3 protein-coding genes are annotated in these 3270 nt (G+C 68.4%); all 3 read right to left on the bottom strand.

What is annotated here, in order from left to right; genetic code table 11:
- A partial coding sequence (locus DSP71_RS18095) for a hypothetical protein (RefSeq protein ID WP_181800774.1) occupies nt 1–202 on the bottom strand: 202 nt, incomplete at its 3' end.
- On the bottom strand, nt 199–822 hold the full coding sequence (locus DSP71_RS18090) for a gamma carbonic anhydrase family protein (protein WP_046749654.1): 624 nt from the start codon (nt 820–822) through the stop codon (nt 199–201). The genes DSP71_RS18095 and DSP71_RS18090, both read right to left, overlap by 4 nt.
- 35 nt (nt 823–857) lie before the next feature.
- The coding region (mfd, locus tag DSP71_RS18085; RefSeq protein WP_258546531.1) for a transcription-repair coupling factor at nt 858–3270 on the bottom strand (2413 nt) is incomplete at its 5' end.

Here is a 3270-nt window from a genome sequence, read left to right as displayed (position 1 = left end):
CCTCGCGCTCGTCATCGCCGAACACCGGGTTGTCGATCCTGAGCACGCTCTTCGCCCCATCCTGCGTGGTGAGCAGGAAGTTCCGATCCTGGTTGCTGCCCAGCTCCTCCGCGGTCGCCGCGATCCCCCAGCAGTCGAGGGCGATACGCGTGGCGTCGGCCGTGCTGACGGCGGGGCGGACCAGGCCCACGTCGCCCGTCATGCGTGGGACTGCCCGCGGTGCGCGTCGAGGCTCACATCCTGCGCATGCCGTGCCAGCGAGCTGCCGTAGCGCTCCGTCAGCTGCACCATCAGGTCGGGGGTGTCCCGGTCGACCCCGAAGACGTGCCCGGGGAAGTCGAGGTCGGGCTGCGCCGCCGCGATCTCCTCCTCCCGGTCGGGCGAGAACAGCTGCACGGGGTCGCCGACGGCCACCCAGCCGATCGGCACGACGGTGCCCTCAGGCAGCACCGCGCGGCGGAGCACGATCGCGTTGACGCGCACCTCGCAGCGCGATCCGATCAGAGAGCCGTTGAACACCCGCGACCCCGAGGCGAGGAACGTCTCCTCCCCCACGGTCGCACCGGCGATGCTCGACAGCGTGCCGATCAGGGTGTGCGATCCGATGTGCACCGCGTTCGCCGCAGTCGCCCGGATGAGCGCGTTCTCCATGACGATGACGTGCTCACCGAGGGTGATCGCGCCTCCCTCGGCGGTGATCACGGCGCCGTGCAGCACCTGGCAGCCCGGCCCGATCTCCACGTCTCCGGAGACGACGGCGGTGGGGGCGATGACGGCGGTGTCATGGATGCGGGGGCGAGCCCCGAGGTGCTCGTACAACATGCGGCCAGACTAGTACTGCGGCCCGGGGCCCCGCGCTACTCGGCCTTGACCGGTTCGGGGAAGATCGCCGTGAACAGCTGTCCGACCCACTCGAGCAGTTGCGCATCGGGCAGGGGTTCGAGCCCCACGCCGACTGCAGCAGGGACCGTGGGCATCGGCACGACCAGAGCCTCTCCCCCGGAGACGAGCTTCGCCTTCGGGTACAGACGCTGCAGCCGCACCTTGATCGAGTCCTCGAGCCGCGCGGGCGCGATGCGCAGGTTCGACCCCATCACCACGACGTCCGTCAGCCCCGCCCGTGCCGCACGACGACGAAGGCGCGAGACGGCCAGCAGCCCTTCGACCTCTTCCGGCGGAGTGCCATAGCGGTCGACGAGCTCTTCGACGACGAGGTCGATGGCATCGTCCTTCGCGGTCGCAGCGGATGCGGCGGAGAGCTTCTGGTACGCCTCGAGGCGCAACCGCTCACTGTCGATGTAGTACTCGGGGATGCGCGCGTCGAGGGGCAGCTCGAGCCGCAGCTCCTGCCCGGTCTCGACCTCGTCGCCGCGGAAGGTCGCCACGGCCTCGCCGATCATGCGCAGGTACAGGTCGAAGCCCACGCCGGCGATATGACCGGCCTGCTCGGCACCGAGCATGTTGCCCGCACCACGCAGCTCGAGGTCCTTGAGCGCGACCTGCATCCCCGAGCCGAGTTCGTTGTTGACCGCGATCGTCTGCAGACGGTCGGCGGCAGTCTCGCTCAGCGGCTTCATCTCGTCGTACAGGAAATAGGCGTAGGCGCGCTCTCGCCCACGACCGACGCGGCCGCGCAGCTGGTGCAGCTGGCTGAGTCCGTACTTGTCAGCGCGGTCGATGATGATCGTGTTCGCGTTCGCGATGTCGAGTCCGGTCTCGATGATGGTCGTCGACACGAGCACGTCGAACTTGCGCTCCCAGAAGTCGTCGACGACCTGTTCGAGCTGGTGCTCGGCCATCTGACCGTGTGCGACCGCGATCCTGGCCTCCGGCACCAGTTCGGCCAGCTCGCTCGCGACCCGCTGGATCGACTGCACCCGGTTGTGCACGAAGAACACCTGGCCTTCGCGCAGGATCTCGCGTCGGATCGCCGCCGCCATCTGCTTGTCGCTGCGGGGACCGACGAACGAGAGGATCGGATGCCGGTCCTCCGGTGGCGTCGCCAGGGTCGACATCTCGCGGATGCCGGTGACCGCCATCTCCAGTGTGCGCGGAATCGGGGTCGCGCTCATAGCGAGGATGTCGACGTTCGTCTTCATCTTCTTGAGCGCGTCCTTGTGCTCGACGCCGAAGCGCTGCTCCTCGTCGATGATCATCAGGCCCAGGTCCTTGAAGATCACCTGATCGGTGAGGATGCGGTGGGTGCCGATCACCATGTCGACCGAGCCCTCCAGCAGGCCCTGCAGGGTGAGGCGCGCCTCCTTGTCGGTCTGGAAGCGCGACAGCGGCCGCACCTTCACCGGGAAGCCCGCGAAGCGCTCCGTGAACGTCTCGAGGTGCTGCTTCACGAGCAGCGTCGTCGGCACGAGCATGGCGACCTGCTTGCCGTCCTGGATCGCCTTGAACGCGGCACGGACGGCGACCTCGGTCTTGCCGAAGCCCACATCGCCCGAGAGCAGACGGTCCATCGGGATCGGCCGCTCCATGTCGGCCTTGATCTCGTCGATGGTCTGCAACTGGTCCTGGGTCTCGGCGAACGGGAAGGCTTCTTCGAGTTCGCGCTGCCACGGGGTGTCGGGGCCGAACGCGTGGCCCTTCGCGCTCATCCGGGCGGAGTAGAGCTTCACGAGCTCGACGGCGATGTCGCGGACGGCCTTGCGTGCTTTGCCCTTGGCCTGCGACCAGTCGCTGCCGCCCATCTTCGAGAGCGTGGGGGCCTCGCCACCGACGTACTTCGAGAGCAGGTCGAGCTGATCCGTCGGAACGAACAGCTTGTCGCCGGGGTACCCGCGCTTGGAGGGCGCGTACTCGAGAACGAGGTAGTCGCGGATGGACTTCGTGGCGTTGCGTCCGCCGGTGGACACCTCGCGCTTGGTCATCTCGACGAAGCGGCCGATGCCGTGGGTGGCGTGTACCACGAAGTCGCCCTGCTTGAGCTGCAGCGGGTCGACCACGTTCTTGCGGCGCGATGCGAGCTTCTTGACCACGCGCTGGTCGCCGCCGATCGTGCGGCCGTAGAACTCGTTGTCGGTGAGGACCGCGAGCTTCGCCTCCGCCACCTGGAAGCCGGCTTCCACGGACCCGGTGACCAGCGTCGCGACGCCGCCCTCCGGTGCATCGCCGAGCGTCTCGACCACTCGGGCGGCCAGGCCGCGGTCGGCGAGCACGTCGCGTGCGCGGTCGACCAGACCGCCACCGGCCGCGATCACGACGACGCGCCACCCGTCGGTCAGCTTCGCCTCGACGAAGGAGATCGCGCCGTCGACGTTG

Source organism: Microbacterium sp. H6, from assembly GCF_003314775.1.
GTDB lineage: Bacteria > Actinomycetota > Actinomycetes > Actinomycetales > Microbacteriaceae > Microbacterium > Microbacterium oxydans.
This window is presented reverse-complemented; position numbering and strand designations above follow the sequence as displayed.